General features: G+C 69.2%; 27 protein-coding genes. 16 read left to right on the forward strand and 11 right to left on the reverse strand.

Features of this window, described 5'->3' with window-relative positions:
* Positions 1–113: 113 nt before the first annotated feature.
* The 6 genes from fliF to BGP17_RS01645 all read left to right on the forward strand — a co-directional run bounded on the left by fliF (position 114) and on the right by BGP17_RS01645 (position 7,863).
* Positions 114–1,721: a flagellar basal-body MS-ring/collar protein FliF gene (gene fliF / locus BGP17_RS01620; RefSeq protein WP_167300877.1), complete on the forward strand. Its 1,608-nt coding sequence runs from the start codon at positions 114–116 to the stop codon at positions 1,719–1,721.
* A 10-nt stretch (positions 1,722–1,731) separates the two neighbouring features.
* Entirely contained in the window at positions 1,732–2,082 is a 351-nt protein-coding gene (fliN, locus tag BGP17_RS01625; protein ID WP_167300878.1) for a flagellar motor switch protein FliN, read from the forward strand.
* 2 nt (positions 2,083–2,084) lie between these two features.
* Positions 2,085–3,422 carry a sigma-54-dependent transcriptional regulator gene (locus BGP17_RS01630; protein ID WP_286710795.1) on the forward strand — a complete coding sequence of 446 codons (1,338 nt, stop codon included), beginning with the start codon at positions 2,085–2,087 and terminating at the stop codon, positions 3,420–3,422.
* A gap of 157 nt (positions 3,423–3,579) precedes the next feature.
* On the forward strand, positions 3,580–5,661 hold the full coding sequence (flhA, locus tag BGP17_RS01635) for a flagellar biosynthesis protein FlhA (protein WP_167300879.1): 2,082 nt from the start codon (positions 3,580–3,582) through the stop codon (positions 5,659–5,661).
* Between the two features lie 73 nt (positions 5,662–5,734).
* Positions 5,735–7,147, forward strand: coding sequence for a flagellar hook-length control protein FliK (locus BGP17_RS01640; protein WP_286710796.1), 1,413 nt, complete (start codon positions 5,735–5,737; stop codon positions 7,145–7,147).
* A gap of 11 nt (positions 7,148–7,158) precedes the next feature.
* Positions 7,159–7,863 carry a flagellar hook assembly protein FlgD gene (locus BGP17_RS01645; protein ID WP_286710797.1) on the forward strand — a complete coding sequence of 235 codons (705 nt, stop codon included), beginning with the start codon at positions 7,159–7,161 and terminating at the stop codon, positions 7,861–7,863.
* Between the two features lie 315 nt (positions 7,864–8,178).
* Here BGP17_RS01645 and BGP17_RS01650 read toward each other — a convergent pair whose 3' ends face one another.
* The 7 genes from BGP17_RS01650 to flgF all read right to left on the reverse strand — a co-directional run bounded on the left by BGP17_RS01650 (position 8,179) and on the right by flgF (position 13,059).
* Entirely contained in the window at positions 8,179–8,511 is a 333-nt protein-coding gene (locus BGP17_RS01650) for a hypothetical protein (protein ID WP_167300882.1), read from the reverse strand.
* 97 nt (positions 8,512–8,608) lie between these two features.
* Positions 8,609–9,010: a hypothetical protein gene (locus BGP17_RS01655; protein WP_167300883.1), complete on the reverse strand. Its 402-nt coding sequence runs from the start codon at positions 9,008–9,010 to the stop codon at positions 8,609–8,611.
* A 149-nt stretch (positions 9,011–9,159) separates the two neighbouring features.
* Positions 9,160–10,014 (reverse strand): flagellin, encoded by an 855-nt coding sequence (locus tag BGP17_RS01660; protein ID WP_167300884.1) that lies wholly within the window; start codon positions 10,012–10,014, stop codon positions 9,160–9,162.
* Between the two features lie 297 nt (positions 10,015–10,311).
* Complete coding sequence (gene flgH / locus BGP17_RS01665; RefSeq protein ID WP_167300885.1) at positions 10,312–11,070, reverse strand: flagellar basal body L-ring protein FlgH; 759 nt, start codon at positions 11,068–11,070, stop codon at positions 10,312–10,314.
* A gap of 11 nt (positions 11,071–11,081) precedes the next feature.
* Positions 11,082–11,510 (reverse strand): flagellar basal body P-ring formation chaperone FlgA, encoded by a 429-nt coding sequence (gene flgA / locus BGP17_RS01670; protein ID WP_167300886.1) that lies wholly within the window; start codon positions 11,508–11,510, stop codon positions 11,082–11,084.
* Positions 11,510–12,292: a flagellar basal-body rod protein FlgG gene (gene flgG / locus BGP17_RS01675; RefSeq protein ID WP_167300887.1), complete on the reverse strand. Its 783-nt coding sequence runs from the start codon at positions 12,290–12,292 to the stop codon at positions 11,510–11,512. Before flgG ends, flgA begins: the two co-directional genes overlap by 1 nt.
* Positions 12,293–12,321: 29 nt before the next feature.
* Complete coding sequence (gene flgF / locus BGP17_RS01680) at positions 12,322–13,059, reverse strand: flagellar basal-body rod protein FlgF (RefSeq protein ID WP_286710798.1); 738 nt, start codon at positions 13,057–13,059, stop codon at positions 12,322–12,324.
* Positions 13,060–13,124: 65 nt separating this feature from the next.
* On the opposite strand from flgF, the gene BGP17_RS01685 reads away from it, so the two are divergent.
* From BGP17_RS01685 to BGP17_RS01700, 4 genes are read left to right on the forward strand one after another with little or no spacing between them, the layout of a single operon-like run.
* Positions 13,125–13,727 (forward strand): flagellar basal body-associated FliL family protein, encoded by a 603-nt coding sequence (locus BGP17_RS01685; RefSeq protein WP_502688445.1) that lies wholly within the window; start codon positions 13,125–13,127, stop codon positions 13,725–13,727.
* Positions 13,724–14,746, forward strand: coding sequence for a flagellar motor switch protein FliM (gene fliM, locus BGP17_RS01690; RefSeq protein WP_167300890.1), 1,023 nt, complete (start codon positions 13,724–13,726; stop codon positions 14,744–14,746). Before BGP17_RS01685 ends, fliM begins: the two co-directional genes overlap by 4 nt.
* A complete protein-coding gene (locus tag BGP17_RS01695; RefSeq protein WP_286710799.1) occupies positions 14,743–15,132 on the forward strand; it encodes a DUF6468 domain-containing protein in 390 nt (129 codons plus the stop codon). The genes fliM and BGP17_RS01695 overlap by 4 nt, the downstream gene beginning before the upstream one ends.
* Positions 15,132–15,722, forward strand: a complete 591-nt coding sequence (locus BGP17_RS01700; RefSeq protein WP_167300891.1) for a MotE family protein — start codon at positions 15,132–15,134, stop codon at positions 15,720–15,722. The genes BGP17_RS01695 and BGP17_RS01700 overlap by 1 nt, the downstream gene beginning before the upstream one ends.
* 62 nt (positions 15,723–15,784) lie before the next feature.
* Here the strand turns inward: BGP17_RS01700 and BGP17_RS01705 are convergent, their stop codons facing one another.
* On the reverse strand, positions 15,785–16,192 hold the full coding sequence (locus tag BGP17_RS01705; RefSeq protein WP_243857516.1) for a hypothetical protein: 408 nt from the start codon (positions 16,190–16,192) through the stop codon (positions 15,785–15,787).
* Positions 16,193–16,306: 114 nt separating this feature from the next.
* On the opposite strand from BGP17_RS01705, the gene BGP17_RS01710 reads away from it, so the two are divergent.
* Positions 16,307–16,504, forward strand: coding sequence for a hypothetical protein (locus BGP17_RS01710; protein WP_167300892.1), 198 nt, complete (start codon positions 16,307–16,309; stop codon positions 16,502–16,504).
* Positions 16,504–18,282 carry a hypothetical protein gene (locus tag BGP17_RS01715; protein WP_286710800.1) on the forward strand — a complete coding sequence of 593 codons (1,779 nt, stop codon included), beginning with the start codon at positions 16,504–16,506 and terminating at the stop codon, positions 18,280–18,282. The genes BGP17_RS01710 and BGP17_RS01715 overlap by 1 nt, the downstream gene beginning before the upstream one ends.
* Positions 18,283–18,473: 191 nt before the next feature.
* On the opposite strand, the gene BGP17_RS01720 is transcribed toward BGP17_RS01715, so the two are convergent.
* Genes BGP17_RS01720 through BGP17_RS01730 form a run of 3 tightly spaced genes read right to left on the reverse strand, consistent with a single transcriptional unit; the run spans position 18,474 to position 22,869 of the window.
* A complete protein-coding gene (locus BGP17_RS01720) occupies positions 18,474–19,382 on the reverse strand; it encodes a flagellin family protein (protein WP_167300893.1) in 909 nt (302 codons plus the stop codon).
* A 24-nt stretch (positions 19,383–19,406) separates the two neighbouring features.
* Complete coding sequence (flgK, locus tag BGP17_RS01725) at positions 19,407–21,488, reverse strand: flagellar hook-associated protein FlgK (protein ID WP_167300894.1); 2,082 nt, start codon at positions 21,486–21,488, stop codon at positions 19,407–19,409.
* A gap of 22 nt (positions 21,489–21,510) precedes the next feature.
* The gene (locus BGP17_RS01730) at positions 21,511–22,869 is read right to left on the reverse strand and encodes a flagellar hook protein FlgE (RefSeq protein ID WP_279589448.1); all 1,359 of its coding nucleotides are present in this window, start codon (positions 22,867–22,869) and stop codon (positions 21,511–21,513) included.
* Positions 22,870–23,051: 182 nt separating this feature from the next.
* On the opposite strand from BGP17_RS01730, the gene BGP17_RS01735 reads away from it, so the two are divergent.
* From BGP17_RS01735 to BGP17_RS01750, 4 genes are read left to right on the forward strand one after another with little or no spacing between them, the layout of a single operon-like run.
* On the forward strand, positions 23,052–23,444 hold the full coding sequence (locus BGP17_RS01735; RefSeq protein ID WP_086130119.1) for a flagellar biosynthesis repressor FlbT: 393 nt from the start codon (positions 23,052–23,054) through the stop codon (positions 23,442–23,444).
* Positions 23,445–23,454: 10 nt separating this feature from the next.
* Entirely contained in the window at positions 23,455–24,792 is a 1,338-nt protein-coding gene (gene fliI, locus BGP17_RS01740; protein WP_167300896.1) for a flagellar protein export ATPase FliI, read from the forward strand.
* Complete coding sequence (locus BGP17_RS01745) at positions 24,789–25,214, forward strand: hypothetical protein (protein WP_286710801.1); 426 nt, start codon at positions 24,789–24,791, stop codon at positions 25,212–25,214. Before fliI ends, BGP17_RS01745 begins: the two co-directional genes overlap by 4 nt.
* Positions 25,211–26,263 (forward strand): peptidoglycan-binding protein, encoded by a 1,053-nt coding sequence (locus tag BGP17_RS01750; protein ID WP_167300897.1) that lies wholly within the window; start codon positions 25,211–25,213, stop codon positions 26,261–26,263. The genes BGP17_RS01745 and BGP17_RS01750 overlap by 4 nt, the downstream gene beginning before the upstream one ends.
* Positions 26,264–26,552: the final 289 nt, after the last annotated feature.

Genomic DNA, 26,552 nt, shown 5'->3' on the forward strand with positions numbered 1-26,552 from the left:
CGGCTCAAGCCACTAGGCAAAAATTTCCCCCGGCAAAAACTGCCGCCTCCCCCACCCCTCTATAATGATCGCAAGGGGCATCCGCCCCGCCAGTTCCATCGAACGGGGCGACATTGGAAGCGATCAAGAACCTGGTGGGCCAGATCGGCCCCAAGCGGCTGTTGCTGATGGGGGGAGTGGCGCTCGCGCTGCTCGCCGCTCTGGCCTTCGTCGCCACCCGCGGCTCCACCCAGAGCATGGGTTTCCTCTACACCGATCTCGATCCCTCGGCCGCTTCGGCGATCTCCGAGAAGCTCAAGGCGCAGAACGTCGCCTTCCAGCTTTCGGCCGACGGCACCTCGATCATGGCGCCGCAGGACAAGCTCGCCGAACTGCGCATGAGCCTGGCCGGCGAGAAGCTGGGCGGCAAGATCGGCTATGAGGTGCTCGACCAGGAGCAGCCCTTCGGCGTCTCCGCCAGCCGCGCCAAGATGAACGAGACGCGCGCGATCGAGGGCGAACTGGCCAAGTCGATCCAGACCATCCAGAACGTCACCGGCGCGCGCGTGCACATCGTGATGCCCGAGCGCGCCATGTTCGCCGAGGAGAGCCGCAAGGCGACGGCGGCGGTGACCGTCAAGACGCGCGGCCGCATCCCGAGCGAGACGGTCGCCTCGATCCGCTACCTGGTCTCCTCCTCGGTGCCCGAGCTTTCGCCCGATGCCGTCTCGGTCGTCGACCAGACCGGCGCGCTCCTCGCCCGGGCCGGCGACCCCAGCACGGCCAGCGCCGGCGACGCCGACCAGCGCCAGCAGGCCGTGGAAGGCAAGCTGCGCGACGAGATCGAATCGCTGCTCGAGCCGATCGTCGGCCAGGGCAAGGTCCGCGCCGAAGTCTCCGCCCAGATCGACCGCGACCAGTCGCGCGAGGAATCGCACGTCTTCGATCCCGACAAGCAGGTGATCGCCCGCCAGGTGAGCGTGGAGACCGGCGAGCAGAACCGCGAGACCGATGTCGGCGCACAGACCGCCTCGGTCGGCAACCAGCTGCCCGCCGCGCAGACTGCCGCCGCCAACACGCCGGGCGCCTCGCGCCAGTCGGGCAGCAACCAGAATTCGGAAGACACGACCTACGACAACAGCTCGACCAGGACGGTAACCGTCCGCACCCCGGGCAAGGTGACGCGCCTCAGCGTCGCGGTGATGGTCGATGGCGGCGACAAGGGCCTGCCCCAGCCGCAGATCGACCGGCTCCAGCGCCTGGTCGAGAATGCCGTGGGCGCCGACACCCAGCGCGGCGACAGCGTCGTCGTCGAGAGCATGAAGTTCAACACCGGCGACGCCCCGGCCGACGCCACGAGCAGCTTCCTCTCGTCGCTGCCGATGGACCGGATCTGGGGCCTGCTCCAGCTGGTGGTGATCGGCGCGGTCGGCCTCCTCGCCCTGCGCATGCTGAAGCCCAGGCCCGCTCCCGCCACGGAGATGGCGGAGGCCCCGGCCGCGCTGCCCACCCACTCGCCCGAGATGCTCGCGCTCGCGGAGCGCGCCGCGGATGGCGACGTGGAAGCGATGGCCCAGCTCGAAGCCATGACGCCATCGGACGTGCCGCAGCTCGATCAGGAGATCGCGCTCGCCCAGGTCGACGGCCGCATCAAGCTCTCCGCGCTCAAGCGCATCGGAGACGCGATCGCCGCGAGCCCGCCCGAGGCGGCCTCGGTGATCCGTCAGTGGATGAACGCATAGGATCAGACCCATGGATACCGAACCCCACGACATCATTCCCACCGATCCGGCGACCGACCAGCCCGCGCCCGTGTTCGAGGATTTCGACAACCAGGGCGGCGCCGAGCCGCACCATGGCGGCGAGGGCCTGGAAGCCGTCCATGACGTGCCGGTGAAGGTACAGGCAGTGCTGGGCCGCGCCCGCATGCCGATCGGCGAGCTGCTGCACCTGGGTGCCGGCACCGTGGTCGAGCTCGACCGCCGCGTCGGCGAGCCGGTGGATATCTTCGTCAACGACCGGCTGATCGCCCGCGGCGAAGTCGTGCTGATCGACAATGCCCTGGGCGTGACGCTCACCGAGATCGTCCGGGCCGAGCATTGACGATGGGACCGATCCGGATGCTGCTGATCGGCGCGCCGGGCGGCGAGTTCCGCCGGGCGGCGGAGCTGGCGCAGGGCGCCGGCGCGGAGGTCACCATGGCCGACGCCCCCGCCCCCGCGCTGGAGACGCTGCGCGAACAGGGCGCCGATCTGGTGATGATCGACGTGCTGGAAGACGCGGTGGGCTTTCTGGCCGACCTGCGTCGCGAGCGCTTCGTCGTGCCCGTGCTCGCCTGCGGCATCTCCGCGCCGGCCGAGCGCGCGGTGGCGGCGATCCGCGCCGGCGCCCGCGACTATGTGCCCCTGCCCCCGCAGCGCGAGCTGATCGCGGCGGCCATCGCCTCGGTGGCGGAACGCCAGGCCCAGGTGCCCATCGGCGGCCACCCGGTGCTCGATCGTGCCATGGCGCTCGCCGCCGCCGTCGCGCCAAGCGGCGCGCCCGTGCTCGTCTCGGGCGGCAAGGGCAGCGGCAAGGAGATGATGGCGCGCGAGATCCACCGGCTTTCCGGCCGGCCGGATCCGATCGCCTCGGTCGAATGCGCCGGCGTTGCCGCCGACGTGCTGGAATCCGAGCTGTTCGGCCACGAGGCGAATGCCTTTCCGGGCGCCGCGGCGCGCCGGGTCGGCCGGCTCGAAAGCGTCCGGGGCGGGACGATCTTCCTGCGCGAAGTGGGGGCGCTCGCGCCCGCCACCCAGGCCCGGCTGCTCGCCGCGCTGATCGAGAAGCGCTTCCGCCGCCTAGGCGGCGAAGCCGAGGTGCCCTTCGCCGCACGGCTGATCGCCTCGACCAGCATGGACCTGGAGACGGCGGTGGCCGCCGGCAGCTTCCGCGAGGACCTGCTCGTGCGGCTGAGCCTGGCGCGCATCGAAGTGCCGCCGCTCGCCGAGCATGACGACGATATCGCCGCGCTGGCCGGGCATTTCATCGCCCAGTTCGCCCGGGGCGACGGGCTCGCCCCGCGCCCGCTCTCGGACGGTGCGATCGCGGTGCTGCGCGCCTATGGCTGGCCGGGCAATATCCGCGAGCTGAAGGAATGCATCCACCGCGCCGCGCTGCTGGCCCATGGCCCGCGGATCGAGGCCGAGGACCTGACCCGCGCCGACGGCTCGCCGCTCGAGGCGCTCGTTTCCCTGCCGGGGCCCGATGGGCGGATCGAAGTGGACGGCCTGATCGGCCGCACGGTGGAAGAAGTGGAGCGCGAGCTGATCCTGGGCACGCTGGAACGCTGCCACGGCAATCGTACCTCGGCCTCGAACATCCTCGGCATCTCGGTGCGCACGATGCGCAACAAGCTGCGGACGTTCATCGAGGGCGGCATCGCCGTTCCGCCCGCCGCATGAGCGGGCGGTCCGCCCTTGCTTCCTTCTCCCTCTCCCGCTTGCGGGAGGGGATCGGGGTGAGGGGCAGTCCGAGCCGCAAGCGCCGCGTCTGCCGCTCCTTCACACCCTCACCCAACCCTTTCCCGCAAGCGGGAAAGGGCCTCAAGGGCCAAATCTGATGCCCCCCGCGATCCTGAACTTCCTGAACAAGCTCGGCCTGAACCGCGACATCGCGCTTGCGGGCGGCGTGGTCGCGATCATCGCGATGCTGATCCTGCCGATCCCCGGCTGGCTGCTCGACCTGGGACTGGCGCTGTCGATCACCGTATCGGTGATGATCCTGATGACCGCCCTGTTCATCGAGAAGCCGCTGGAGCTCAGCGCCTTTCCGACGATCCTGCTGGTGGCGACGATGCTGCGCCTGGGCCTCAACCTCGCCTCGACCCGCCTGATCCTCACCCATGGGCACGAGGGGCCCGATGCCGCCGGCGGCGTGATCGGGGCGTTCGGCGAGTTCCTGATGGGCGGCGAGGTGATCATCGGGCTCACCATCTTCATCATCCTGATCGTCATCAACTTCGTCGTCATCACCAAGGGCGCCGGGCGCATCGCCGAAGTCGCGGCGCGCTTCAGCCTGGATTCGATGCCCGGCAAGCAGATGGCGATCGACGCCGATCTTTCCGCCGGCATGATCAACGAGGACCAGGCCAAGGCCCGCCGCGCCGAAGTGGAGGCCGAGAGCGGCTTCTACGGCGCGATGGACGGCGCCTCGAAGTTCGTGAAGGGCGATGCGATCGCCGGCCTGCTGATCACCGCGGTGAACATCGTCGTCGGCCTGACCATCGGCGTCGTCTCGCATGGCGTGCCCATCGGCGAGGCTTTCCACACCTATACGACCCTGACCGCCGGCGACGGCCTGGTCAGCCAGATCCCGGCGCTCATCATCTCGATCGCCGCGGGCCTGCTCGTCTCCAAGGGCGGCGTGAAGGGCAAGACCGGCGCCGCGCTGGGCGACCAGCTGGGCCGCTATCCCAAGGCGTTCGGCATGGTCTCGGTCCTGATGGGCGCGCTCGCCATCATGCCGGGCATGCCCTTCCTGCCCTTCGCCGTCTTCTCCGCCGCATCGGGCTTCGTCGCCTGGCGGATGAGCAGGAAGGCAGCCGCCAGGGCCGCGCTGGAAAAGGCCGTCGCCGCGCAGGAACAGGCCCAGGCCGCCGTGGTCGAGCAGCCGATCTCGCAGACGCTGGCGATCGACGCGGTGCGCATCGAGATCGGCTATGCCCTGCTGCCGATGATCAACGACGAGCAGCGCGAGCCGCGCCTCGACGACCAGGTCCGCGCGCTGCGCCGGCAGATGGCGACCGATTTCGGCTTCGTGCTCCCCTCGGTCCGCATCATCGACAATATGGGCCTGAAGCCCAACGAATATGTCATCACGATCAAGGAGACCGAGGCGGCGCGCGGCGAGATCCGCGTCGACAAGCTGCTGATGATCAATCCGGGCGGCGGCCCGGCCGGCCTGCCCGGCGAGCCGACCACCGAACCGGTGTTCGGCCTGCCCGCCCTGTGGATCGATCGCGAGCTGCGCGACGAAGCCGGCTTCCGCGGGCTCACCGTGGTGGAGTGCGGCACGATCATCACCACGCACCTGACCGAGCTGGTCAAGGAGAACATCGCCGACCTGCTCTCCTATGCGGAGACCCAGAAGCTGCTGACCGAAGTCCACAAGGATTCGGAGAAGCTAGTCGCCGACATCATCCCGGCCAAGGTCTCGATCTCCAGCGTGCAGCGCATCCTGCAGAACCTGCTGGGCGAAGGCATCTCGATCCGCGACGTGCCGACGATCCTCGAAGGCATTGCCGAAGCCGCGCCGCTGACCAGCAACCTGACCCAGATGACCGAGCATGTCCGCTCGCGCCTGGCCCGGCAGATCAGCGCGTCGCAAGTGCGCGGCGAGGCGATACCGGTGGTGACGCTGTCGCCCGAATGGGACCAGGAGTTCGCGGAGAGCATCCTGGGCCAGGGCGACGAACGCCAGCTGGCGATGGCGCCCTCGTCGCTCCACAAGTTCATCGCGCATGTCCGCGAGACCTATGACCGGCTGGCGCAGGACGGCGAGATCCCGTGCATGCTGACCAGCCCGGCGATCCGCCCGTTCGTCCGCTCGATCATCGAGCGGGTGCGCCCGGCGACGGTGGTGCTCTCCCAGAACGAGATCCATGCCCGTGCCCGCATCCGCGCGCTCGGCACGATCGGCTGAACGCGAACCGTTTCGGCGGCGAACATCCTATAATGAATATTGCGGGCCCCATGCCCGCTCATGAGGCGCGTGCATGCAGATAAACACTATCGGGTTTCCCGCGAGCCTCCTCGGCGCAACGAGCGCCGACTCCGTTGCCGGCTTCGGCTTCGCGCAAATGCTCGGCGCGCCGGCCAGTTCGGCCGGCACCGGCCCCACGCCGCCACCGGCCGCCAATGACGTGCTGGCGCCCGCCGCGCCGCTGAGCATGGCGCAACTCCTCACCACTGCCGCGCCGGCGGCAGGCGCGGAAGCTCCGCCGGTCGAGGGGGCGCCGCCGCAGCCCGCCCTGCCGGCGGAAGCACAGCCTGCCGTGCGGGCGGAAGCGCAGCCTCTGGCGGGCTCGCTGCCCGCAGTGGCGGAAGATCCCGCCGCCACGCCGGACAAGCCGCCCCTGCCGGGCACCGAGGCCGGGCCGGCCAAGCCGGCGGCGAGCGCCCTGCCCGCGCCCTTGCCCGCCGAACCCGCCGAACCGGCGATCGACACGCCTCCCGCCCCGGCCGCCGAGACGGGCGAGCAAGCCCAGGCCGCGCAGCCGGAAGCGCCGAGGGGCCCGATCAAGCGCGGCCCGCGCCCGGCGAACCTCGGCGAGGAGCCGCCCGCCGCCGCTCCCGCCGCCATCCCGGACACTGCACAGCCCGCCGACATGGTCGCGGTCGCCCTGACCCAGGCGCCCCCGCGTCCCGAGCTCGCGACGAGGCCGCAGCCCTTGCCGGCCCGCCAGACCGGCGACGCCTTGTCCCCTGCGCGCAAGGCCGATGCCGTGCGCGGGAACCCAGGCGTGGCGCCCGCCCCCGGGCCGGCAGCCGGCAACGACAAGGTCGAGGCAGCAGTTTCGGCGATGGCCGGCAAGCCGGGCGGCGGGAAGGACAATATGCCGGGCGACGAGGCTGGCCAGGCGCCGGCATTCGCGCTGCGCCACGACGCGCATGCCGCGCCCGCCACGCCGCATGCCGCCCCCGACGCTCCCCGCGGCCAGACAGCACCCGCCATGGCAACGGCCGAACCGGTGGTCGCCGCGCGGCCCGGTCATCTCGGCCAGGCGCTCGGCGTCGAGATCGCGCACAAGGTGGAGGCCGGCGAGGAGATGCTGCGCGTGCGGCTGAGCCCGGACAATCTCGGCAAGGTCGAGGTGACGCTGTCGTTCGACGATGCCGGCACGCTGCGCGCCACGGTGCGCGCGGATAGCGCCCATGCGCTCGACCTGCTCCGCCAGGACGCGCCCGATCTCGGCCGCGCGCTCGACCAGGCGGGCATCCGCGCCGACGCGCAGAGCTTCCGCTTCGAGAGCCGCACCGGCGACGGCAACGCGCAGGCGCAGCAGCAGCCGCAACAGCAGAACCAGAATTCCTCCGCCGGCCGACGCGCCGGCAACGACGAACCCGATACGGCCGACATCGCCTATCGCAGCATCCGCGGCGACGGGCAGGTCGACCTTCTCGCCTAGGAGCAACCAGCATGACTACCGTCAACACCGCGACCAACACGCCGGCAACGAACGGCACGGCCAATGCGTCGAGCACCGGCCTCAACGGCGACTTCACGATGTTCCTGAAGCTGCTGACCACGCAGATGCAGAACCAGGACCCGCTGAGCCCGATGGACACGGCCCAGTATACGCAGCAGCTGGTGCAATATTCGCAGGTCGAGCAGTCGATGGCGCAGACCAACACGCTCAAGTCGATCCTGTCGGCGCTGGGCACCCAGAACCTCACCCAGGCTTCGTCGCTGATCGGCCGCGCGGTGGAAGTGGACTCGCCTGTCGCCGGGCTCACCGGCACCCAGGCGGCGCAGTGGAGCTGGAGCACGCCGCGCGACGCCGCCTCCGTGGTCGCGACGATCAGCGACGCGTCTGGCAAGGTCGTCGACACCCGCACCGTCCAGGTGACCGGCAATAGCGGCACCCTCGCCTGGGACGGCCTGACCTCGGGCGGCCGCGAGATGCCGGCCGGCAAATATTCGCTGTCGCTCAAGGCGCTCGACAGTTCGGGCACCCAGCTGACCAGCACGGTCCACAGCATCGGCACGGTCAGCGACGTGCAGCTCAGCAACGGCGCGGTGCTGGTGACGGTGAACGGCAGCCAGGTCGAGGCGGGCAAGCTCATCCGCATCGGCGGCGCCGGGGCCGGCACGGGCACGGGTAGCGGCAATAGCGGCGCCTAGGCCGGAGTGACGGCGTGGATCGGTTCCCGCTCCGAATGTCGATCGGGACCATATCCCAGGGGTTTCCCTGAGGGCCGGGCGTTTGGGGCGCCGCTTCCCCGCCTCTATAATGGAATCAGAGAGGCGGGCGGACGTATCAATCCCCTCGCGATCCGCTCGTCTCTCGGCCGGCGCCGCGGCGCCTTGTTCTTCCTTCGCTTAACCGAGCGGGCCGGATCCTCCACCGGCCCGCTTTTCTTTTGGACCCCGAACCGGGCCGAACAGCAGAACGGGGCCCAACGGGCCCCGTTCGCGATCTTCGAAACGGATGCGGGATCAGGCGTGCGCGGCACGCAGGATCGGCTGCGTTGGCAGCTGGATGATCCGCATCGGCGGCAGCTCGTCCCCGGCTTCGGCCACTTCATAGGCGTCCAGCGCGCAACCGGGCAATGCGGCGGGCGCGGTGAGCATGGCGATGCAATCGGCGATCGACGGATCCTCGCGCGGGCCGATCGTGTCGAGCACGTCGGCCAGCGTCGTGCCCGGCGCGGCCAGCGCGCGATCGGCGGCGGCGGCCCAAAGCGCCCGCGCATCCTCGACCGTTAGCGTTAACGTCACCGTGTAGCCGGTCGCCGCTTCCAAACCCTGCCTGATTTCACCAACGCCCATTTGTCTGCCCCCGACCTGTTCGTGTGAATTTTGTATTAAATGCCTCAAAGCCGGCTTGCGGCGTAGTACGGGCAAGCCCGTATGTGGTTTTGCGGAATCAATGGACCCGCGCTTCCGCCCGCCGCCCGAGCTCGCGGGCATGCGCCGCGACCAGGCACAGTTCGGCATAGAGCCGATCCCAGAAAGGCGCCGGGATATCGAGCGCCGGACCGTCCGACTGATGGAGCGCGAGCGCGGCGCAGGGATCGAGCCCCAGGCGGAAGCGCGTGGCGAACACGCCGTCGATATGCTCGTCGGGCAGATCGTGCGGCACGGCAAGGCGCGCCGACATGATGTAGCCCGACAGGATGTCGACGCCGTAACCGTCGAGCATCACACGGGGCCGGCCGGCCATGTCCGGCCGCTCGAGCACCACGAGCGCGCCCGAGGGATGCTCCTCGACGCTCACCTGGAGCCGGCCGCCGAACGCATCGGTGATTTCTCTGATCCTGGGAAACAAGGCTCTATTCTCCTCTTGGGATCATTATAGAGGCGTCAACCAATTGGCGGGGCGGCGCGCGCAAGAAAATTGCGGGCACGAAAAAGGAGGCCGGGACTTGCGTCCCGGCCTCCTCGTCAGGGCCGTAGACTCCAGGGAAAAGTCCGGCCTTAACGGAACAGCGAGGTGATGGTCGACGGCGCCTGGTTGGCGATCGACAGAGCCTGCACACCGAGCTGCTGCTTGACCTGCAGCGCCTGCAGCTTCGCCGATTCCTTGGCGAGATCGGCGTCGACAAGGTTGCCGATGCCGCCCTCGATCACGTCGGAGAGCTTGCTGGTGAAGGTCGCCTGAGCATCGATCTTGCGCGAAGCCGCGCCGAGGGTGCTGAGGCTGGTCTTCAGGTTCGCCTGGGTCGTGGTGATCGTGTCGATCATCGCCTGCGCCGAAGCCTGGGTGCTGATGCTGCCGCCCGAAGCGATCGTGACGACCGAGCCGCCAAGGTCGAGACCCTGGTTGGTGACGCTCAGCGAGTCCGGATCCCAGGTGGTCGAGCCGGTGTTCGAGTCCTGCAGCGACTGCAGGGCCGTCACGGTGCCGCCCGAAGCCTTCAGCAGGTTCGTGCCGTTGAAGTCAGACGAGTTCACGATCGTGGTGATCTGGTCACGCAGGGCAACGAAGTCCGCGTTGAGCGCGTCACGGGTCGACGTGTCGATGCCGGCGTCGGCGGCCTGGTAGGCCTTCGCCTTCATCTGGTTCACGACGTCCGAGATCTGCTCGGCGCCAGCCACCGCCACATCGGTCACGCTCTTGGCGCGGCTCAGCGACGAAGACACGGCAGCGAGGCCGCCCATGTCGCCACGCAGGCCCTGAGCGATCGTGTACGAAGCCGAGTCGTCCTTGGTCGACGCAACCTTCAGGCCGGTGTTGATGCGGCTCTGAACCTGCGACAGGCCCCGGTTGGTCTCGTTGAGGCTCTGGAGAGCCGCCATCGCACCGACGTTGGTGTTAACCGAAAATGCCATTTCCCTATCCTTCTTGGATCGAAGGGCCGCTTCTGCGACCCGGACCGGTGACGCCGGCCCGCGACGGAACGTGATCGGTACGCCCGCATCATCATTGTGGGAAGAATTATAGGATGACCAAAATTACCTGGAGAATTTAGATGGTTAGCAAAGAGTTAACCATCGTTTCCAGGCGTGGCGGGCAAGGGATTCCGGGAGCTTGTCGTCCTTCCCCTCTCCCCGCGAGCGGAGGGGGAGAAAGGAAAATCGCCCCGCAGCGCGGGCTGCGAGGCGATCCTCTCCAAACCTGGCGACGGCTCAGAAGGGGAAGAGCGCGTCGTAGATCTGCTGGCCCCAGCGCGCCTGCTGCGCGTCGGTCAGCTGGCCCTTGCCGCCATAGATCACGCGTGCCTCGGCGATCTGCGAATGGCGGATCGAATTGTCGCGGGCGATGTCCTCGGGGCGGATGAGGCCGGTGATGATCAGCTCGCGCATCTCGAAGTTCACGCGGACTTCCTGGCGGCCCTTGATCATCAGATTGCCGTTGGGGAGCACCTGGGTGACGATGGCGGCCATCGTCATGTTGATCGTCTCCGAACGGGCGGTGGTGCCGCCGCCGGCATATTTCGAGCCCGAATTGGTCTCGAGCGCGGCATTGGCGTCGGCGCCGAGCAGCTTCTTCACCGGGCTGATGCCCAGCAGGCCGCCCAGGCCGCCGCTCTCGCTGCCGCCGCGGGTGCGCGAGGTGTTGTTGCCCAGGTCCGCCTTGTCGGCGATGTTGATCCGGATCGTCAGGATGTCGCCGGTCTTGTTCGCGCGCTGGTCGCGGAACAGCGCGCCGGCGCCGGTGCGGAACAGCGAGGCGCTGCTGCTGCCCTGCGGCTGGACAGCGGCGGTGGTGGTAGCGCCGCTACGGACCCGCTCGGCCGGCATCGCCAGCGACGGCTCGACCTCCGCCACTTCGACCGGCTGGATCTCGGAAAGCTTGGGGGCCTTGCCCACCTGCTTCAGGCGCCCGACGGCGCCGCAACCCGAAAGCGTGGCGCAGACGGCCATCGCGAGAATGATCTTGCGCATGATAGCTTCCCTCAAGGCGTGACGATGCGCACGGCGCCCGTGGCCTCGACGACCCCGTCCAGCGTGCGATTGGTTGCGTTGGCGACGACCCGGACGGCCTCGCCCCTGGAGCCGCCGCCGAGCGCGCGGCCCGCCGCGGTGATGATCAGCGGGCCGCTGACGATACGGATCGTCACCGGCTCCCCGCGCCGCACCATCTGCGGGCGCATCAGATCGGCCTGGCGCACCACCGTGCCGGCGGGCAGGTTGCGCGCGGCTTCCATGCCCGAGGCCTGGTCGATGGTGAGCGCGCCGCGCGCGGTGGCGGCGGGGCGCTGCTCGACCGCGAAGTCGCCCGCCTCGATCCGGTCGCCCTTCTGCACGGCATGGCCGAGCACGGCGACCGGCACGTCCTCGGGCGCGGCGAAGGCGAGCAGCGCGAGGCCGAGAACACCGAGCATCAGCGCAGCTGGCTGGTCGTGGCCAGCATCTCGTCGGCGGTCTTCACCACGCGGCTGTTCATCTCATAGGCGCGCTGCGCGGTGATCAGCGCCGTGATCTCGGCCACCGGATTGACGTTCGAAGCCTCGACATAGCCCTGCATCAGCGTGCCGAAGCCGGGATCGCCCGGGGCGCCGGCGATCGGCGCGCCCGAGGCCGAGGTCTCGAGGAACAGGTTGCCGCCCTTGGCCTCCAGGCCGCCTTCGTTGACGAAAGTGGCGAGCTGGAGCTGGCCGAGCGTCTGCGGCGTCGGGTTGCCCGAGAGGACGACATCGACCTGACCGGTCTTCGAGACGTTCACGCTCACCGCGTTCTGCGGCACGGTGATGCCCGGCTGAACCGGGAAGCCGTCCGAATTGACCAGCTCGCCCTGGTCCGACACGCCGAACGAGCCGTCGCGGGTATAGCCGGTGGTGCCGTCGGGCAGCGTGATCTGGAAATAGCCATGGCCCTGGATCGCCAGGTCGTATTGGTTGTCGGTCTGCTGGGTCGAGCCCTGCTCGTTGATCCGATAGATCGCGCCGGTCTTCACGCCGGAACCGATCTGGATGCCGGTGGGGCTCATCGTCTGCGCGCTGGTCGACGAGCCGGGGCGCACGACCTGCTCGTAGAGAAGGTCCTGGAACTCGGCGCGCTGGCGCTTGAAGCCCGTGGTGTTCATGTTGGCGATGTTGTTCGAGATCACGTCGACATTGGTCTGCTGCGCGAGCATGCCCGTCGCGGCGATGGAAAGCGTACGCATGAGCTAGTTCCTTATGCTCGTAATGGGGTTCAGCCGACCTTGCTCAGCCGGTCGATCGCCGACTTGCGCATGTCGTTCATGCTCTGGGAGAGGTTCTGGCTGGTCTGATAGGCGCGCAGGATCTCCACCATGTCGGTGGTCTCCTGGATCGCGTTGACGTTCGACCCTTCCAGGCCGCCGCTCGCCAGATGCGTCTGCTCCGAGGTCAGCTCGCGGCCGCCGGTGCCGCTGAACAGCCCGTCGCCGCGCGGATCGACGCCGGCCTCGTCGAACTGCGTCACGGTGACGCGTCCGAAAGGGCCGCCGGGCCCGTTGACCGTGCCGTCCTTGCCGATCGAGACCTGGTTGGCCGCTTCCTGCGGGATGGTGATCGGCTTGCCGCCCTCGCCCAGCACCTTGTTGCCGGTAGAGGTGGCGAGCTCGCCGGTCGGGAGCATCTTGAGCTGGCCCGCGCGCGTATAGGCGGTGCTGCCGTCGGGCGCCTGGACCGAGAAATAGCCCTGCCCCTCGATCATCAGGTCGAGCGGGTTGCCGGTGGCCTGGAAGCCGCCCTGGCTGAAATCATGGACCGCGCCGTAATCGAGCACGAACGACGTCTGCTTCGCCGGCTTCACCGCGCTGTCCGTCTTCTCGACATATTCGCGGAAGACCGGCTGCTCGCGCTTGAAGCCGACCGTGTTCATGTTGGCCAGGTTGTTCGCCGCCACGTCCATGCGACGGCGCAGCGCCGTTTCCTGGCTCAGCAGCACATAGGAAGAAATGTCCACCGGACGTCCCTCAAAAATTCGCACTAGGCAACAATTGCCGGGCGCTGATCCTATAATAGGAGAAAATGCACCGACGCGGTGTCGGCGCGCAGATTTCGGAAGGTCACCAGGGAATGTCGTCTCCGGAAATCATCGAGGAGGGCGCCGAAGCCGCGAAGCCGGCCGAGCCCAAATCGAGGAAGAAGCTGATCCTCATCGGCGCCGCGGCGGCCGTGCTGCTGCTTGGCGGCGGCGGCGGCGCGGCCTTCATGCTCTCCGGCTCCGGCGCCAAGGCGGAAGGCGCCAAGGACGCGCATGGCGGCGCAAAGGAAGCCGCGGCGAGCGGCGGCGGCCATGGCGAGGCGGCGGCGGGCGACGCGGGCAAGGGCGCCTTTGTCGACGTGCCCGCGATGCTGGTGAACCTGCGCTCGCCCGACGGCCAGGCGCGCTTCCTCAGGATCCATTTCATGATCGTGCCGGGCGACGGCATCGCCCCGGACGGGCTGAAGGAGAAGCTGCCGCTGGTGCTGGACAGCTTCCAGCCCTTCCTGCGCGAGCTGCGCCCCGAGGACCTGTCCGGATCGGCCGCGGTCTTCCGCATCAAGGAAGAGATGATGGTGCGCGCCACCGCCACGCTCGGCGAGGGGCAGGTGAAGGACATCCTCATCCAGGATCTGGTGCAGCAATGATCGATCTCGAGGACTTCGATCTTCCCGATCCCCCCGCCCCCCCGGGCGAGATGGGCGGCGGCGTGTTCGACCAGGCCGATATCGACGCGCTGTTCGGCGATGTGGGGCCCATCGCCCGCAAGTCCGGCCTGCGCGCCGTCATCGAATCCAAGGTCATCAGCCACGAACGCCTGCCGATGCTCGAAGTGGTGTGCGACCGGGTGGTGCGTTCCTTCGCCAGCTCGATGCGCAACCTCACCTCGGACGGCGTCGACGTGAGCCTGGAGGAAGTGACTTCGACTCGCTTCGGCGAGTTCATGAACCGCGTCGCGCTGCCGGCGATGGTGGGCGTGTTCAAGATCGAGGAATGGGAGAGCTACGGCCTCGTCACCGTCGATTCCAACCTGATCTATTCGGTGGTCGACGCGCTGCTCGGCGGGCGCGGCGGCGGCGGCTCGCCGATGGTGATCGACGGCCGCGCCTTCACCACCATCGAGACCGGCCTGGTCTCGCGCATGCTGACGCTGGCGCTCGACGACTTCTCGGAGGCGTTCGCCCCGATCGAGCCGGTAAACATGAATCTCGAGCGCATCGAGACCAATCCGCGCTTCGCCGCGATCGCCGGCGTGTCCAACATCTGCGCGACCGCGACCTTCCGCGTCGACATGGACGGGCGCGGCGGACGGTTCACCCTGGTGTTCCCCTATGCGACGCTGGAGCCGGTGCGCGACAAGCTGCTCCAGCGCTTCATGGGCGAGAAGAGCGGCCGCGACAGCATCTGGGAGGCGCACATGGCCGCCGAGGTGCGCAAGACCAACGTCTCGATGAGCGTGCTGCTGGGCGAAAAGGCAATGTCGATCGCCGACCTGCGCAACCTCGAGATCGGCCAGACCATCGCGCTCCACAAGAGCCCGGACGATGCTCTCGACGTCGCCTGCGGCGGCGTGAAGCTCGCCCAGGGCCAGATCGGCCAGCGCAACGGCCAGGTCGCCGTGCGCCTGATCAACGACGTTTCCTCCGACAAGAAGGTGAAGCAATGAGCATCGCGCTACTCGCCAATGTGCTGACGATCATCCTGTGCATGGCCGTGCTCGTGCAGAGCGTGCGGATGATGAAGAGCCTGCGCACCGTGAAGGACGGCGCGCTCACCCAGGTGGTGGAGGCCCTGCAAGTCGCCACCGTCCAGGCCCGTGCCGTGCTTTCGGACATGAAGCACACGCTGGGCACCGATTGCGCCCGCCACGCCCAGCTGGTCGAGCGCGCCCGCGAGCTGCGCGACGAGCTGAGCCTGATGACCGGCATCGCCGACGCCGCCGCCGAGCGGATCGTCAACGCGGTCGGCATGGCCAATGCCCAGCGCGACGCGGAAGCAGGCGAACCGTCGCCCGCGGCCGAGGGCGACGCCCCGCTGGCGGAGGCCGCGTGATGGCCCGCCCCTCGCTGCTCCTGCTCACCGCCGGCGTGGCGGGGCTCGCCGTGGTCGCCAATGCGGCGACGATCGCGACCGGCCAGCAGGACACGGCCCAGACCCGTCTCGGCAACGCGATCACCCAGGACATGAGCGACCGCGATGCCGCCGCCGCCCGCCGCAAGCGCGGGCTCGACCTGCGCGAACAGGCGGCCAAGGCCGCCTCGGCCCGGCTCGCCGCCGATGTGGAAGCGCGCCGGAAGCAGGACGAGGCGCAGCTGCAGGCCGGCATGGGTCCGGGCGGCGCGCCCGGCGCGCCTTCCCCGGCGGACTCGCAGTTCGACGAGCTGGCCCGGATCTACCAGGCGATGAAGCCCAAGGCCGCCGCGGTGGTCTTCGAGCAGCTCGACATGGAAGTGCAGATGAAAGTCGCGCAGCGGATGCGCGAGCGCTCGACCGCGATGATCATGGCGGCGATGACGCCCAAGGGCGCCGCCGCGCTCAGCATGGCGATGGCGCGCCGCAACGCCGCCCATCCCCCGGCGCCGCCGGCGGTGCGCGCCCAGCCCGGCCGGGCGATGGGACCGGCCGCGACGGCACGCCGCTGACGCGAAAGGGCCGCCCGGGCGGGATGCCGGGGCGGCCCATCCGCACCTTCCGGTGAATCCGATCAGCCGGTGCGCGCGTCGACTTCGACGATCAGCACGCGGACCAGGCCGGGTTCGGCCACCTTCAGCGCGGCGGTCAGGTCATGGTCGAGCCGCTGGGCATCGACCGCGCGCAGCGCCGAGGCATTGAGCCGGGCGAACTCCAGTCCCGCCGCCACCGTCGCGGCGCGCAGCACCGGCATCTCGCCGTTCAGCCTGGTGGCGACCTCGGGCGAGCCCGCATCGATCACCAGCTTGAAGCGCAACGCGCCGTTGACGCGATCCGCGTCGACGATCGGCACGGTGATCTCTTCCATGGTCACGAGATGCAGGCCCTCGCCCGCGGCGGCGCCGCCGCCCGAGGCCTGCGCGCCACCGCCCGGCAGCGGCAATGCCGCAAGACCCAGCGCCACCAGCGTTTCGCGTCGCAAAATCCCGTCCTCCGATATCCATGCCCGGCGCCCACATCGGGCACCCATCCCTCTATAATAGAATGGAATCAGCAAGCAGGTGACGAGTTGAGCCACGATCAGCGCCCGAGAAAGATGCGTGTCGTCGATAATGGAAGGCATCCCAATGTGCGGGTGACCATCGAGGAGACGGCCGAGATCGTCCGTCCCCCGGCGCCGCCGCCCGCTCCGGCCAAGGCGGGGCTGCCGATGCTGCACGCCATTCTCTTCCTGCTCGCCTGTATCGGCGGCGGCATCGTCGTCGTCGCGATCCGGCCGTTCGGGCTCGGCTGATGCGCGGCCTGTTGCTGATCCTTGCCGCGGGCACCGCGCCTGCCCCGCACGCCGCCCCCACTCCCGCCGCCACTCCGGCGGCCGCAACCAAGCCGCCCGCCGCCATCCCGAGCGTCGCCCTGCCCCGCTTCGCCGCAACGCTGGCCCAGATGCCGATGATCACCGGCGCGGACGGCTGGACCGGCATCACCGGCACCGAGGCGTGGCACCAGCTCGCCACCGCGACTCCCGACACGCGCCAATCGGTGCGCTGGACCTTTGCCCGGGGCCTGATCGGCCAGGATCGCGGCGCCGAGGCGCTGGGCGTGCTCGAGGCGATGCGCCTCGCCGATCCCGACCTTGCGCTCGTCGCCCCCTATCAGCTTGCGCGCGGCGCGGCGCTCACCCTGCTGGGCCGCGATGCCGAGGCCGTGGAATCGCTGAGCACCGCCGAACTCTCCGGCAATGCGGAGGCATGTGCCTGGCGGATGCGCGCGCTCGCCCATTCGGGCGCCGCGCCCGAAGCGGTGGGACAGATCGCCTGCGCCAGCGGCGCGATCAACGCCCGCGCCCCGCGCGACCGCGCCCCCTTCATGCTCGCCGCGGCCGGCGCCGCGATCGATGCCGGCCAGCCCCAGCCGGCGCTGCAATGGCTCCAGCTGTTCGGCGATCGCAACGGCGACGCCAACCTGCTGCGCGGTCGCGCGCTGCTGGTGCAGAAGGCCCTGGCGGGGGCCCGGCTGCGCTTCGAGCGCGCGGCCCTCACCGGCACGCCCGAAGTACGGGCCGGCGCCCGGCTCGGCGCGATCGAAGTGTCGATCGCCGGCCATGCGATCGCGCCGCCGGAAGCGATCCGCCAGCTCGACGCGATGCGCTTCGGCTGGCGCGGCGGCCCGGTCGAGCGGCGGGCGCTGACCATCGAATATGGCCTGGCCAAGGAACAGCAGGACCTGCGCGCGGAGCTGAAGAGCGGCGCCACCCTGCTGCGCTATTTCAAGCTGGGCACCCAGGCCGGGCCGATGCTCGCCGAGTTGCAGCAAGCGCTGAGCGCGGTGCTGGCGCCGGAAAGCGGCGTGCCGCTCGCCCAGGCCGCCGGCCTCTATTGGGACTATCGCGAGCTGGCGCCCTCGGGCGGCGATGGCGACCTGCTCGCCAATCGCCTGGCCGACCGGCTCCAGGCCGCCGGCCTCTATGCCCGCGCCGCCGAGCTGCTTTCCTACCAGCTGACCCAGCGTGCGCAGGACGTGGCGCAGGGCCCGCTCTCGGTGCGGGTGGCGATGTTGCAGATCCTCGCCGGCCGGCCGGACCTGGCGCTCAAGGCGCTGCAGGCCACCGAGCAGCCAAGCTATACCGCCCAGATGCGCTGGGACCGCAAGCGGATGGAAGCCGTGGCGTTCCATCGGCTGGGCAAGGACGACGCCGCCGCGGCGGCGCTGGACGGCGTGCCGGACGGCGCGGCGGTACGCGCCGAGATCCATTGGCGCACCCAGGACTGGGGCTCCTTCGTGACGGAGAGCGAGAGGGGCCTGCCCCCGGGCAAGGGCCTTGGCGCGCCGCAACAGGCGGCGGTGCTGCGCTATGCGGTGGCACTGGCGATGCTCGGCCGGGAGGACAGGCTGCGCGCGCTGCACGGCCGCTACGCCGCGGCGTTCAAGGGCCTGCCGACCGCCGGCGCATTCGACATGCTGACCGCCAGCATCGACAAGATCGACCCGGCCAGCCTCGACGCCGCGATCGGCGCGATCCCGGAGGCGAGCCCGGCGGGCGCGATCGGCGACCTGCTCGACGCCGGGGGCTGAGCCTCTCGCCGTCCCCGCGGATAAAGGCCGCGGTTCCAACATCGCGGCTGGTCCCGGCGCCCGAACGGGCGGCAACGCGCGCCGGCTGCGCCAGCTCCCCTGCACTGCACGAACAACAAGGCGAAGGCCGGGGCCCGGGCACGATGGCCAGGCCCCGGCCTTCGCCGGACATGCGAGAGCGTTGCGCCCTATTATTTCAGATAGGCGGCCAGGTTCAGTCCCGACAGCTGGGCGAACACCGAATAGCTCGCCTCGAGCACGGTCTTCTGCTGGGCAAGGTCGATCGCGACCTGGCCGAGATCGGCATCCTCATTGTCCTGGATCACGCCCTGCAGCACCAGCCCGCGGGCTTCGCCCCGCGCGGTCAGCGTATCGACCTGGTTCTGCTTGCGGCCGTTGTCGGCGTTGATCGCCCGCACGTCGCCAAGGCCGGTATTGAGCTGCGCCACTGCCTGCTTGATCGCATCCATCTGCGCGTCGGTGGGCTTGGTGCCGATGTCGCCGGCCTGGCCGAGCGTGCGGAACGCCTCGTAGAGATTGGCGCCGATCTCGCTCGCCCCGACGCCGTAGCTGATGTCCACGCCGTCGGCCACGCGCGCATTGGCGCGCACCGTGTCGTTGTGGAAGGCGCTGGCGCCCGGCGTGGTCGCCGCCTGGGCGAGCGTGTCCACCGAGAAGGGCGCCTGATCGACCTGGCTGCCGCCGAACAGCGGCGTGCCGCCCTCCGAAGCATTGAGCGAGGTGCGGAACTGATCGAAGGCGGTCTGGATCGCTTCCTGCAGGCCGGCGGAATCGCCGGTGCCGACGGCCTTCATCAGGCTGGTGCGCAGATCCGAGGTCGCATCGTCGATGCCTTCGAGATTGGCCTGGTAGAGCGAGAGCGTGGTGCCGACCCGCTTCGACACGGTGGCCTGCGCGTCCTGGCGGGCCAGCAGCGAGTGCGCGGAGAGATTGCGCACCGCCTCGGTGCCGAGATCGGCGAAGGTCGCGGCCTTCTTGCGGGTCGAGAGCTGCCGCTGGGTGTCGGCCAGCTGCTCCTGCGCGCGCGAGATCGCGCTCGCCATGGTGCGCTGGAGCGGAATCGTGGCAACGCGGGTCATGGGTCTTCCCTTCTTCTTCCAGCCCTATCGGAGCATGCCGAGGAGCGTGTCGTACATGTCGTTCGCGGTGGAGATCACGCGCGCGGCGGCCGAATAGCTGTTCTGCAGCACCACCATCTGCGAGAGTTCCTCGTCGATATTGACGCCCGCGAAGCTGTCGCGGCGGGTGATCGCGTCGTCGCGGCGCGCCGTGGCATCGGCGAGCTGGCCCTTGGCTTGGTTCGCATCGAGGCCGATCCGGCCCATCAGGTTGCTGGCAAAGGCATCGACGGTCGACTTGCCGTCCTTGCCGAGATCGATCGCGCTGCCGAGCTTGTTGACGAAGGCCGTCGCCCCGCGCGTGTCGCCGGAGCCGAGCGCCTTGGCGCCGGCCGCGACGTCCTGCAGCCGGGCGAGGCCGAGCTTGGAGGAGTCCGCGAGGATATCGGGCCGCACCTGCGCACTGCCGAGCCCGCTCGACGCGCCGGTGAGGTTCATCATCTGGGCGAAGGAGCGCCCGGTGCCGAGGCGGTTGGTCGAGTCCGCCGGGATCGAGAGCGTCGCGCCGGCAACGCTTGCCGCCGGGGCGAAGCGCAGGCGGCCGCTATCGTCCAGCGAGAAGGTGCCGAAATTGGAGAGCGGGCTGCCGTTCAGATCGTTGACGAGGTCGCCGAACGTGCCGCCGGTGGCGGGCGTCAGCGTGTAGCTGGTCAGCGCCCGGCCGGAGCTGTCGCGCAGCACGATCTGCGTGGTCTCGCCGGTAGCGAAGCCATGCGGATCGCCGGCCGCGAAGCCCGAAGGCACCAGCGAGGAGCTGTCGCTGCGGACCAGATCGTTGAGCCCGAAGAATTGGGAGACGCCCTGCCCGGCGCGCGCGCTGGGCTTGGTCGCGTCCTGGCCGATCGCCACGCCGTTGCCGGCGCCATTGGCGACGATGCTGAGCTTGCCATCGGCAAAGCTGGCCGTGCCGGCGCCGCCAAGGCCGGTATTGATCGCGGTGACCATGTCGTCGATCGTCGCGTTCGGGCCGAGCGCGTCGAAATCGATCTTGGTGCTGGCGACCAGCGTGCCGTCCGCCTTGGTGACCGCGAAGGTCGCCGCGCCGGCGAAGCCCAGGCGATCGCTGCCCGCCATGCCGCTGTTGCGGCCGATGAGCGCGGCCGGAGGCGGCACGGTGCTGCCCGCGTTCGATACCGAATTCAGCGCCTGCGACAGGCCGGTGAACAACGTGCCGAGCTGCTCGGAGAATGCCGGCAGCGCACGATCGCGCAGATCGAGCAGCCCGCCCAGCTTGCCACCGATCGCAGCGGAATCGATCTTGTCGCCGGTGGCCGCGTCGGGCTGGGCGAAACGGATCTCGATCGCCGGATAGGTCGGCTGCGAAGCCCCTCCGGCGCTGGGATAGGAAAGCTGCCGCAGGCGCTTGTCGAGCAGCATCTGGCCATTGGCCGTCTCGATGGTGACGCGGCCGTCCGCCTGATCGCGGACAGTGACCTGCATCAGCCCGCTCAGCTCCTCGATCGCGCTCATCCGCTGATCGGCCGCACCGCCGGCGCTGCGGCCAAGGCCGGTCGCCTGCGCCACCGTGCCGTTCAGGTCGTAGATGCGCTTGAGCAGGGTGTTGATCTTGTCGACCGAGTAGCCGACCTCCGATTCCACGTCGGAGCGCAGCTGGGACACGTCATTGTCCATCTGCTGCATCGAGCTGATCGCGTCCTGCACGTCGTTGGTGAACTGCGCCACCGTCTGCGTGGAGCCCAGCGAGCCGGTCATCGCCACCGCCGAGGCCGAGACCGCGTCGAGGCGCGCCGACAGGCCGGAAGAGGCCCCCGGCTGCCCGAGGAGCGCCTGCAGGCGGTCGAGATAGTTGGCGGTCACTTCGGTGCGGCCGTAATCGCCCGCCCGGTTGTACACCGTCGCCTCGAGGAAACGATCGGCGACGCGGGTGGGCTCGCCCACCACGACGCCGCTGACCTGACCCGAGACCACGCCCGTCGTGAGGTTGACGCGCTCGCGCGCATAGCCGGCCACCCCGACATTCGCGATGTTGTTGGAAACCGCGCGGAGGCCGGCCTGGGCTGCCGCCAGGCCGGACACCGCGGTACCGAGAATGTCGTTGAGCGCCATGTTCCCCTACGTTCTCTTGGCGTTAGCGCTTGAGGTCGCTGACTTCGCGCAGCATGTCGTCCACCGTCGTGATGATCTTCGACGACGCGCTGTACGCGCGCTGGAAGCGGATCATGTTGGTGAACTCGCCCGCCAGATCGACCGTCGAGGCCTCGAGCGAGTTCGCCGCGATGGCGCCCGCACCCAGCTCGCCCGGCTCGTTCAGGGTGAAGCCGCCCGACAGCCGACTGGCGGTATAGGCATTGCCGGACACGCGGGTGAGGCCGTCCGGGTTCTGGAAGGTCGCCAGCGGGAGCTGGAACACCGAGCGGGTGGTGCCGTCGTCGAACACCGCGTTGACCACGCCTTCCTTGGTGATTTCGATCTGCGACAGATTGCCCAGCGTGCCGCCGTCGGTATTGCCCGAGATCAGCGAGCTCGGCTGGCCGAACTGGGTCAGGCCGTCGATCTTGCCGTCGCTGCCCATCTCCAACTTGATCGGCACCGAGGCCGCCTGGTTGGAATAGGTGATGTTCAGCGCGCTGTTCAGCCAGCTGCCCGCCGGGAGGTCGAGGCTGCCGTCCGGTTTGAAATTGACGTCGCCGCCGGCGATGAAACCGCTGGTGCTCTTCACCGCCGGAGTGACGCTGGTGTCCATGACGTCGCCGGGGGGGTTGGAATAGACTTCCGCCTTCCACGCGTTCGGGCCGGTCTTGATGAAGGCCATGTTCAGCGTGTGCGAGCCGCCCTGCTGGTCGTAGACGGTGAACGAGCGCTGGAACTGGTTCTCGGTCTTCGGCGTGTAGCTGTTGTTCGCGGCATATTTCGCCAGGTCGCCCTTGGTGTAGCCGGCCGCGGCGGGCGAGACGTCGGTCGCGGTGTTGAGGTTGATGCGCGCCTGGATGCGCGACGTCGCCGCCGCGGTGCCGGTCAGGTCGCTGACGCGGATCGCCTCCAGATCGTCGAGATTGCCGGTGTTGACGTACTTGCCCTCGGCATCGAGGCGATAGCCATAGAGGTACAGGCCCGTCGCCGGGTTCTTCAGATAGCCTTCCTCGTCGGCGCGGAACGAACCGGCGCGGGTGAAGGCGACTTCGCCCTGGCCGCCGGCGGCGGTGCGAGTGACGAAGAAGCCCTTGCCGTCGATCGCGATGTCGGTGCTGTTGCTCGAAGCTTGCATCATGCCCTGCTTCGAGATCATCGCGATCGGCGCGGCGACGACGCCGCCGGCCGAATAGCTCGAGCGGGCGCGACCATCCGTCACCATCGTCTTGAACTGGGCTTCGACGCCCTTGTAGCCGATGGTGTTGATGTTGGTGATGTTGTCGGCAACCGCCGCCATCGCGCTCGACTGCGCGTTGAGGCCCGAGACGCCGGCATAGAGAGCGGAATAGAGGCTCAAGACGTTAACTCCCGTCGATGCCCACGGAACGCGCGCGGGCCACGCCTCAATTGTAGGATGAGCGAAGCGAAGACCCAAAGCAGGGCGCAAAGATATACGCTGGGCAAAATTTGCCGGGTGCGGCGCCGGCAACGCGAAAGACATCCTATAATGCAGCCAGACGAACGAAAGGCTGTTCCCCAATGCTCCGCATCACCCTTCGCGACGGCGAGAAGGCGATCGTCAACGGCGCGGTGATCCGCGCGGTGGGCCGCACCCAGATCGCCGTGGAGAACCAGGTATCGATCCTGCGCGGGCGCGAGGTCATGCGCCCCGAGGAAGCGACCACCCCCGCGCGCCAGCTCTATTTCGCCGCGATGCTCGCCTATATCGATCCGGCGAACCGCGACGGCCACCACGATATCGTGGTCGGGCTGGTCGGCGCACTGGTCGTCGCGCTCGAGGTGCCGGAAGCCAAGTCGGCCTGTATCCGCTTCGCCAGCGAGATCGCCCAGGGCGAATATTACAAGGCACTGGCCACCGCGCGCGAGGTGATCGCGTTCGAGGACGCCCTCGCCGCCCCGCAGGCAGCCTGAGGGCCGCAAGGTGCAGACGCTCGCCAGCGCGGCCCGTGCGATCCGGGACATGACGCCCGATCGCCGCTTCGGCCGCGTCGTCGCCGTGCGCGGCGCGCTGATCGAAGTGGAAGGGCTCGCCGGCGCCGCACAGATCGGCAGCCGCATCGAGATCGCCGCGCCGGGCGGCATCGTCCAGGCGGAAGTGACTGCGCTCGACCGCGAAGTCGCGCTCTGCCTTCCCTTCGTCGATCCGCAGGGCGTGGGCCTGGGCGCGCGCGCCGAACTCGGCGCCGGCCAGTTCAGCGTCCGCCCTTCCCAGGCCTGGCTCGGGCGGATGGTCGACGGGCTCGGCCGCCCGGTCGACGGGCTCGGCCCGCTTCCCAACGGCGCCGATCCGCAGCCCATCAAGGCCCCGCCCCCCGCCGCCGCCAATCGCGCCCGGGTGGGCGAGCGGATCGAGACCGGGGTGCGGACGCTCGACCTGTTCGTCCCGCTGTGCCGCGGCCAGCGGCTCGGCCTGTTCGCGGGCTCGGGCGTCGGCAAGTCGGTGCTGCTCTCGATGCTGGCGCGCTGGACCCAGTGCGACGTCGCGGTGATCGGCCTGATCGGCGAGCGCGGCCGCGAAGTGCAGGAATTCATCGAGGACGATCTGGGCCCCGAGGGCATGGCCCGCTCGGTCGTCGTCGTCGCCACGTCGGACGAACCGGCGCTGATGCGCCGCCAGGCCGCCTGGACCACGCTCGCCGTCGCCGAGCATTTCCGCGACCAGGGCCTCAACGTGCTGTGCCTGATGGACTCGGTCACCCGCTTCGCCATGGCGCAGCGCGAGATCGGCCTGGCCAGCGGCGAGCCGCCGGCGACCAAGGGCTATACCCCCACCGTCTTCGCCGAGCTGCCCCGCCTGCTCGAGCGCGCCGGCCCCGGTGCGCCGGGCAAGGGCATGATCACCGGCCTGTTCACCGTGCTGGTCGACGGCGACGACCATAACGAGCCGGTCGCCGATGCGGTACGCGGCATTCTCGACGGTCACGTCGTGATGCGTCGCGCGATTGCCGAGCGCGGCCGCTATCCGGCGATCGACATCCTCAAATCGGTCTCGCGCACCCTGCCGCACTGCATGGACGACGCGCAGAACGACATCCGCGTCGGCGCGCGCAAGCTGCTCTCCACCTATTCCGACATGGAAGAGATGGTCCGGCTCGGCGCCTACAAGGCCGGCTCCTCGCCCGAGGTCGACCGCGCGGTGGCGCTCGCCCCGCAGATCGAGGCGATGCTCAACCAGGGCAAGAATGACGAGGGCAATGCCGATGCCGCCTTCGCCGCGCTCGGCGAGATCGTCGCGCTGAGCATGGAGATGGACGAATGACCCCGTTCGACACCGCACTGCGCGTCCAGCGCCGCGAGGTCGACACGGTGAAGGTGTCGATCAGCGTCGAGATCGAGACGATCAGCACGCTCAACCACCAGACCCGGGCCCACGAGATCCGCATCCGCGAGGAGCGCGCGCTCGCCGCCACCGTACCGATCGCCAGCGACGCCTGGACGTTGCGGATGAAGGCCGAGCGCGCCCGGCTCGATCGCCAGTCGCAACTCGCCCATGGGCGGCTCACCCATCTGCGCGCCCAGGCCGTGGAAGCCTATGGCACGATGCGCGCCATCGAAGGCGCGGCGGATCGCTTCAAGGACGAGGCCGAGCGCGCCGCGGCCGGGGCCGAGCAGGCGATGATCGACGATATCGCCGCCGCGAAGCTGGTCGTGGCGCGTCGCAATGCGGAGCGCAGCGCATGATTCCGCGCGCGGACCTCTCCCAGCTCAGCCCCGCAAACCGTGCCAAGGTGATCTACACCGAGGCGCAGACCGAGCTCGCCAGCCGGCTGTGGCGCGCCGCGCTCGGCGATGGCGAGCGCGACGACCGCAAGGGCAACGGTATCGGCCAGACCGGCCTCAGCGGCGATTCGCTGCTCGACCTGCTCGGCGGCCGGGTCAACGGCCAGACGAACGGCGTGCAGGGATGCAATTGCGGTTGCGCCTGTGCCTGTCACCGGAAAGGCGTCGGCAAGGATTTCGCCGACGACTGTATCGAGGATCTGCGCGGCGCGATCGGCGATACCGCCGAGGAACGCAGCCGCGCCATGGCCGCCGCGATGGGTACCGAGACTACCGTCTCGGTCGCCAGGGGCGCGGTGGTCTCCGGCCTCGCGCTCGGCGCCAACACCCGCTTTGCGCCGGCCCTGACCATGGCCGAGGCACGCACCGGCATTCCCGCGACCGCGCTGGCCGCCATCGTCGACGCCGAAGCCGCCAAGGGGCGCGACGGCAGCTGGAACACCATGTCGCGCAATCCGCGCTCCAGCGCAGCCGGGCTCGGCCAGTTCCTCAGCGGCACCTGGGAGCATCTCGCCGAAACCTCGGGCACTTGGCTCAACCAGCTGGCTGCCGATCGCGGCTGGCTCGACGGGCGCGGCCAGGTGCTGCCGGGCGCGCGCAGCGCGCTGCTGGCATTGCGCTATGACGGCCAGGCCTCGATCCTGGGCGTTGCCGATCTCGCCAAGTTCAACCTTTCGCGGCTCGAGCAATCGGGCATCCGCGTCCACACCGATGCCGAGACATTGGCGAAGTCGGCCTATCTCACGCATCATCTGGGGCTCGGCGACGCGAAGAAGTTCCTCGCCGGGGGGATCGAGCCGGGCCGGGCGCGCATGCTGCTGGCCGCCCAGATCGGCGGCGGTGCGGCCGATCACCGAATCGCCACGGCGGGCAACGCCACCCAGGCGCACCGCCAATGGCTGCTCGGATTCATCGATCGTCGAATCCGCCCGGAACAATTCGCAGGCTAAATTATTTTATCCTATAATGATGGCACCGGCAGCCTTTCAGGCGCGGATCTCCATTAATATCATGTATTTTCCGTACTTTGTGCGGAACGCCTCGTCATGGCGAAAATCCATGACTGGTAGGACTACATATAGGATTTTAAGGGATCTGTTAAAGGATTAGAAGCCATGTTGCCCCTGTGAACGGCAGCCGAGACCCGGCGGGCCCGGACGAAACAGGGGATACGCAATGTCGAAGATCACGATCGCGCTCGAAGCAGCCGTCGCCACCGTTCTCGAGAACATGCCGAAG

This window comes from Sphingomonas sp. 67-41 (assembly GCF_001899725.1).
GTDB classification, from domain to species: domain Bacteria; phylum Pseudomonadota; class Alphaproteobacteria; order Sphingomonadales; family Sphingomonadaceae; genus Sphingomonas; species Sphingomonas leidyi.